4 protein-coding genes are annotated in these 7,262 nt (G+C 63.5%); 3 read left to right on the top strand and 1 reads right to left on the bottom strand.

Going from position 1 to position 7,262, the window contains the following annotated elements; translation table 11 throughout:
- Nucleotides 1–141: 141 nt before the first annotated feature.
- Nucleotides 142–1,328, bottom strand: a protein-coding gene (locus tag Q7O19_RS03480) for an IS3 family transposase (RefSeq protein WP_303808679.1) whose coding sequence is annotated in 2 segments (ribosomal slippage) — nt 142–1,076 and nt 1,076–1,328 — 1,188 coding nt in all. Because the reading frame shifts where the segments join, the coding sequence is not laid out codon by codon here.
- A gap of 294 nt (nt 1,329–1,622) precedes the next feature.
- Here Q7O19_RS03480 and Q7O19_RS03475 point away from each other — a divergent pair.
- The 3 genes from Q7O19_RS03475 (at nt 1,623) to Q7O19_RS03465 (ending at nt 7,255) form a co-directional block, all read left to right on the top strand.
- A complete protein-coding gene (locus Q7O19_RS03475; RefSeq protein ID WP_303808684.1) occupies nt 1,623–2,927 on the top strand; it encodes a dicarboxylate/amino acid:cation symporter in 1,305 nt (434 codons plus the stop codon).
- A 63-nt stretch (nt 2,928–2,990) separates the two neighbouring features.
- Nucleotides 2,991–6,059, top strand: coding sequence for a TonB-dependent receptor domain-containing protein (locus Q7O19_RS03470; protein WP_303808678.1), 3,069 nt, complete (start codon nt 2,991–2,993; stop codon nt 6,057–6,059).
- Nucleotides 6,059–7,255, top strand: a complete 1,197-nt coding sequence (locus Q7O19_RS03465; RefSeq protein WP_303808677.1) for a M14 family zinc carboxypeptidase — start codon at nt 6,059–6,061, stop codon at nt 7,253–7,255. The genes Q7O19_RS03470 and Q7O19_RS03465 overlap by 1 nt, the downstream gene beginning before the upstream one ends.
- Nucleotides 7,256–7,262 lie beyond the last annotated feature (7 nt).

Raw genomic sequence — 7,262 nt, 5'->3', positions numbered from 1 at the left:
CGTCCTACCGCGAAGACCTCAACAGCGGGTCTTGCAGCTTGGCACAAAAATCTCAATCTTTTTAGTTAGGAGATGGCCCCAAATCAACCAGTTTCGCTTGGTCGCGCGCTGAAACATGGCATCTGACCTGACCCCCTGATTTCATCCAGCGGGGATTAGAGCCTGGCCGCAGTTGTTGCGCATGGGCGCAGGTGAAGCAATGGCCTGTTGAGCGGCGCCCGAAGGGCGCAGCGGAACAGGCCATTGCTTGTTCAGTTCGGCGGCGAACGCCGCTGGGGTTTCGTATCCAAGGGCTGAGTGCGGCCGCTGCTCGTTATAGTCCTTGGCCCAAGCAGCGATGGTGACGCGCGCATGATCGAGGCTCATGAACAGGGTCTCGTTGAGCAGCTCGTCGCGCATGCGACCGTTGAACGACTCCGCATAGCCGTTCTGCATCGGCTTGCCGGGAGCGATGTAATGCCAGTTGATCCTGGCCTCGCTGCACCAGGCTAGCACCGCGTTGCAGGTCAGTTCGGTGCCATTGTCGCTCACGATCATGCCCGGCTTGCCGCGCTGCCTGATCAGGTCGGTCAGTTCTCGCACTACCCGTCGCCCCGAGATCGAGGTGTCGGGTACGGCAGCCAGGCACTCTCGTGTCATGTCATCGACGATGTTCAGCACGCGGAACCGGCGCCCCGACGCCATCTGGTCGTGGACGAAGTCCAGGCTCCAGCGCTGGTTGGGTAGCGCCAGCACCGGTGGCGCCGCTCTGGCACCCACAGCACGCCGGCGTGATCGCCGCTTGCGCACTGTCAGCCCTTCCTCGGTGTAGAGGCGCTGGGTCTTCTTGCGATTCACCAGCACCCCGTCGCGCCGCAACAGGATATGCAGCCGGCGATAGCCGAACCGGCGGCGCTCGGCCGCCAGCGCGCGCAGCCGTTCCCGCAAATCGGCATCATCCGGCCGTGTCGAGCGATAACGAACGCTCTTGCGATCAGCCCCAACAACCCGGCACGCCCGCCGCTCGCTCATCCCCAGGCTGGCCTGTAGATGGGCAACCGCTTCCCGCATCGCGGCAGGCGTCACCATTTTTTTGCCAGAAGGTCCTTCAGCGCAGCGTTATCGAGCATCGTGTCGGCCAACAGCCGCTTGAGCTTGGCATTCTCGTCCTCCAGCGACCGCAGCCGCTTGGCCTCCGAAACCTCCAGCCCGCCGTACTTGGCCTTCCAGTTGTAGATGGTCGCTTCCGACACGCCGTGCCGCCGCGCGAGATCAGCCGTCTTCGCGCCCGCCTCGGCCTCCTTCAAAAGCCCGATGATCTGCTCTTCCGTGAACCTCGTTCGCTTCATCGTCCGTCCTCTCCAAGGGCCGGACTCTAATCGATCGTGGAGGAAAATCAGGGGGTCAGGTCACAGTCCCGAAAACAGGCTTTGAAGATCGCCATTGGCCCGTTGCATTCGGGCCACAGTGCCGGGGTTTGCGCAAATGATAGGCCTGTCGGGCAGTGACAGGCCGCTCAAGTGCATGCACTGCCCGTGCAATTGTTTCATGCGCGCTCCTTGATCTGGCCAGAACAGGTAGGACGGCAATTTGAACGGGGGATCACAGTCATCGCTTTTGGGAAAACAGGTCCGGCCACGCCGATCAAGCGCACGCCCTTCTATGCGCAGCTGTATGTGCAGGTGCTCACAGCGATTGTCGCTGGCGGCTTGATCGGCCATTTCGCACCCGAAACCGGCGTGGCGCTGAAGCCGCTGGGCGATGGCTTCATCCGGCTGGTCAAGATGATCATCGCGCCGGTGATCTTCCTCACCATCGTCACCGGCATTGCCGGCATGCGCAATCTGGGCAGCGTTGGCCGGGTGGCGGGCAAAGCCTTTGCCTATTTCCTGTTCTTCTCCACCATCGCACTGATCGTTGGCCTGATCGTGGCCAATGTCGTGCAGCCCGGCGCTGGCATGAACATCGATCCCGCCACGCTGGAGACCGGCGCGGTTGATGACTATGTGAAGAAAGCCAAAGACCAGACGATCGTCTCTTTCCTGCTCGGCATCATCCCCGAAACCGTGGCCGGCGCGTTTGTGGACGGCAATCTGCTGCAAGTGCTATTCCTCGCCATCAGCTTCGGCGTCGCGCTTTCCACCGCTGGCGAGGCCGCGCGACCGGTGGTGCGCCTGTTCGAGGCGCTGGGCGCCGGCTTCTTCCGGCTGGTGGCGATCTTCATGCGCGCCGCCCCCATCGGGGCCTTCGGCGCTTTTGCCTTCACCATCGGCAAATATGGCATCGGCTCCATCGCCAACCTCGCGGCGCTGGTCGCCACTTTCTACCTCACTTCGCTGCTGTTCGTCATTGTCGTGCTGGGGCTGGTGACGCGCGGCGCGGGATTTTCAATCTTCACGCTGATCCGCTATCTGAAGGCTGAGCTCTTGCTGGTGCTGGGCACCTCGAGTTCCGAAAGCGCCCTGCCCAGCCTGATGGACAAAATGGAGCGCGCCGGCTGCCCGCGCAACATTGTGGGGCTGGTGGTGCCCACCGGCTACAGCTTCAACCTTGATGGAACCAACATCTACATGACGCTGGCCGCGCTGTTCATCGCGCAGGCGACAGGCATCACGCTCAGCCTTGGCGATCAGTTGCTGCTGCTTGGCGTCGCCATGCTTAGCAGCAAGGGCGCCGCTGGCGTGACCGGGGCCGGCTTCATCACGCTGGCCGCCACGCTGTCGATCGTACCAAGCGTGCCGATTGCCGGCATGGCGCTAATCCTGGGCATTGATCGCTTCATGTCGGAATGCCGGGCGCTTACCAACTTTATTGGCAATGCCGTGGCCACGATCGTGGTCTCGCGCTGGGAAAAGGCCATAAACGAAGATCAGTTCGCCGCCGTTTTCACCCACCACAAGTTCGGACCCGACACCGCCCTGCCGGGCCCCGAAGCCGATCCTGACTGACAAAAAGCAAAACGAGGAGACCCACCTTTGAACATAACCAATTCGAGCAGCCTCGCTGCTCTCGTGATCGCCTTGCTCGCCGGCCCGGCACTGGCCCAAACGGCCAACACCGCAGCCGCGTCCAAGGACGAAGAGCTGATCGTCGTCACCGGTTCCAACATCAAGGGCGCATCAGACAGCGGCGCGCTGGCGGTCACCATCCTCAATGCCGACGATATCGCGGCGTTCGGCGTCAATTCCACGGGCGAGATCTTTGAGAACATCGCCCAGGCTGGTGCCGCCGAAATCAACGGCGCTGCCGATGGCCCCAATGATGCGCGCGGCGACGTCGCCACCATCAACTTGCGCGGGCTTGGCACCGGCAACACGCTGGTGCTGCTGAACGGCCGCCGCATCGCTGCCCATGCGGTGAACCAGGACATTGGTTCCACCCCGCGCCAGATCACCAACGTCAACGCCTTCCCGGCGGCCGGCATCGACCGGGTTGAAGTGCTGCGCGACGGCGCCTCGGCGCTGTACGGCTCCGACGCGACGGCCGGCGTGGTCAACACCATCCTTGATGCCAATTTCGATCGCCTGCGCGCCACGCTGCGCTATTCGGGCGTGGAAGGCACCGGAAGCGATGAATTCCAAGCCGATGTCGCCTTCGGCTTCAAGTTCAACGAAGGCCGCACTAAGGTGATGTTCACCGGCGGCTATTTCGAGCGCAACGGCCTCTTTGCGTCCGAATTGGGCGGCCAATTCAGCACGGTCGACAAGCGCGGCGTGCTGGGCGGCGACCTGTTCGGCAACACTACCACCGATTTCCGCAACACCTCCACCTCGTCGCCGTTCGGACAGTTCCAGACCGGCGCCATCAACGCGCAGAATGTGTTCGTGGGCCGCCGTATCCGCCAGGGCACAACGACGCTGACCAGCACGTCCGGCGTGTTCCACATCCAGCCCTGCCAATTCTCCGGCACCCGCGCCCAGCTGGGCCAGCGGCCCGGCGGCTGCATGGGGCTTGACGATGCCTCGCTCGACACCGCGCTGCGGTACGATTTCAACGCCAACCAGCCCAACAACGCGCTGGGCGAAGGGGTCAATATCCCCAATGATCCGGTGTCGGCGCGCGGCCGTCAGCTGATCACCGATGCGGATCGCATCAATGTTTATGGCATCTTCGAACATGATTTTGCCAGCGGCGTGCAATTCTTTGCCGAAGGGCTTTATTACAAGGCCACCACCAACGGCAACCGCGCCACCCAGCCGCTCGACAGCGGCCTGGCCTTCCTGATCATCCCGGCCAGCAACTACTGGAACCCCTTCGGCGCGACCACCAACCCCAACCGGTTGCCGGGTCTCAACACCACCGATGCCCCGGCCGGCGGTGTGGACGTGCTGCTGCAAAACTGGCGCCCCACCGATCTTGGCCCGCGCTTCATCTCCACCGATACCAGCACCTATCGCGTGATGGCTGGCCTGCGTGGCCAGATCGGCAATTGGGATTGGGAAGGCGCCTTTGCCAACAGCTCCAACAAGACGACCGACATCGAAAGCAACCGCCTGTCGAAGACGCTGCTGCAGGCCGAGCTGGCCAAATCGACGCCGGATGCCATCAACCCGTTCGGCGGCCCCAATGCCAACACCCAGGCCCAGTGGGACAGGGTGCGCATTTCCAGCCTGAACGCCGGCAAAACCACGCTGACCACCGGCGATTTCCGCATTTCCAACGCCAACGCGTTTGATCTGTGGGCCGGGCCCATCGGGCTCGCTGCCGGCGTGGAATGGCGCCGCGAATCCTATGTGGAAGACCGCGATCCGCGCCTGGATGGCACCATCATCTTCAACAACGCCAATGTGTCGGGTCGCTCCGACGTGGTTGGCGTCAGCCCCACCAACGACAGTTCGGCCAGCCGCAACGTCTATGCCGCCTTTGCCGAAGCGCTGGTGCCGCTGATCGAAGGTAATGATGGTGTGTTCTATAACAAGCTGAACCTGCAACTGGCGGTGCGCGGCGAGTATTTCGACGACATCAATGATGGCGCGGTTAAGCCCAAGATCGCACTGAGCTGGTTCCCGGTGCGCGCCTTCAACCTGCGCGCCGCCTATTCCGAAGGCTTCCGCGTGCCCAACATGGTGCAGTTGAACCGCGGCGACATCTCGCGTCTGAACCTGGGCGTTGAAGATTATTGGCGCTCGGCAGTGACGAACGACCCGGCCTCCACTGGCGATGCCTATGTGCCGTCGGTGCGCAGCGCCAATCCAAATCTGCTCAACGAAGATACAAAGACCATCGTAATCGGCGGCGTGCTCGATGCCGGCAAGCTGTTCAACAGCCCAACGGTCAAGCGCCTGGTGTTCAGCGTCGATTACTGGCGCTTTGAACAGACGGGCGTGATCGGCGCCTTTGGTGACCGCGAAGCCCTTGCGCTCGATTTCCTCGAGCGCAAGCAGGGCCGCACCAACGCCAACGTGGTGCGTGCCAACCCGACAGCCGAGGACCTCGCCGCCTTCGTCGTCTGGAACCTGGCCAACCCCGGCGATCAGCGCACGGCGGCCGGCGCCGTGCAGTTCATCCGCGATCCCTACATCAACCTCGACAAGCAGATTGCCGACGGCTTTGATTTCAGCCTCGGCATGGCGTTCGATTGGGGCAAGCTGGGCGATTTCCGGCTGAACATTGAAGCCACCTACCTGATGACGTTGGATGTTGAGCGCAACGAACTGCTCAATTCGCTGGCCGGCAATGGCAACAGCGCGTTTGGCACCGATTTCACCGTCCTCGAAGTCAACCGCGTGCGGCTGGATGGCAATCCGCGCTGGCGCGCCAGCACCACCTGGGGTTGGACCATCGGCAACTTCGGCCTGGGCGGCTCGGTGCGCTACATCGCCGGCTTTACCGATACCAATGCCGATATCACGGTGAACGGGCAGACGCAGTTCTGGCAGGTGAAGGAAGATTGGCGCGTCAACATGTTTGCCGATTATCGCCTGCCCATCGCCAAGGGCCAGAATGTGCGGCTGCGGCTGGGCATAAACAACCTGCTAGGCACCGCCCCGCCGCTGGTCGATGAATCGCTAGGTTATCGCCCGGATTATCACCAGCTCAAGGGCCGCGAACTATACGTGCAGCTGCGCGGCACCTTCTGATGCAGATGCCGGTAGCGGTTGCAAAATGGGCCAGCCTGCTGGCTGTCCTTGCGGCACCGCTGCCGGCGTTGGCCGCCGATGCCGCAATCTCGCCGGCCTGGTTCAAAGCTGCCACGGCCTCTACGCCGTTGTGCGCCGGCAGTGGCCGGCGGGTGCACATCGGGTTCGAACGGGCGGCCGCGGCAGCCTGCAGCATCGATGCTGATGGCAATGTGCACGTGACCATCGCGCCCGAAAATACGCCGATCAACCCCAGCCCCTGGTATGGCCTGGTTATGGCCAACGACGCGCCGGCCCCCACCATTGTCACCCTGCATTATGGCGACAGCCGCCACCGCTATGCCCCATGGACGGCAGAACCGGGCGCGCCGGCGATACGCCTTGATCCTCAGGCGGTTACGGTCGCCCCCGATCAGCGTTCAGCCAGTTTCCGCCTGCCGCCCGCCAGCGCCCGCCTGCTGATCGCCCAGCCGCCAGAACGCAGCGACGATGTGCTGGCCCCGTTCGAAGCCCGGGTGCGCGCCGGGCAGCTGACGCGCACCGATGCCGGTCACAGCCTCGCGCGGCGGCCGCTGGCGGTCTTTCATCACCGGCCATCCAGGGCGCGCGGCACCATCGTGATCATCACCCGCCAGCACCCGCCCGAAACCACCGGGCCACAGGCCTTTGCCCGCTTCACCGATGTGCTGCTGGGCAACAGCCGCGCCGCCCGTGCCTTCCGCCGCCGCCATGCGATGATGATCGTGCCGCTGGCCAATCCCGATGGTTTCGTGATGGGCCATTGGCGGCTCAACCTCGGCGGCGTTGATCTCAATCGCGATTGGGGCCCGTTCACCCAGCCCGAAACCAGCGCGCTGGGCGCGGCCATCACCGCCGAAGCCGCCAGTGGCCCCATCCTGGCGGTAATCGATTTCCATTCCACCTTCCGCGATGTGGTCTACGCACCCCCACAGCCCAACGGGCCCGATCTGGGCGAAGCCATGCTGCAGGCCATCACCCGCGATCTGGCCAGCGCCGATATCCGCATCGATCGGGCGCACAATCCCGGCAATGGCGTGCTTAAAAGCTGGGCACGGGACCAGTTCGGCGTTGGCGCGCTCACCTGGGAAGTGGGTGACGACAGCCCAACGACACGCACCAACCGCCTTGCCACCGCCGCCGCCACGGCGCTGATGGCGGCAGCCGCCCGCCAATAAGGAGCCT

Source organism: Sandarakinorhabdus limnophila DSM 17366 (assembly GCF_945882885.1).
GTDB classification, from domain to species: domain Bacteria; phylum Pseudomonadota; class Alphaproteobacteria; order Sphingomonadales; family Sphingomonadaceae; genus Sandarakinorhabdus; species Sandarakinorhabdus limnophila_A.
This window is presented reverse-complemented; position numbering and strand designations above follow the sequence as displayed.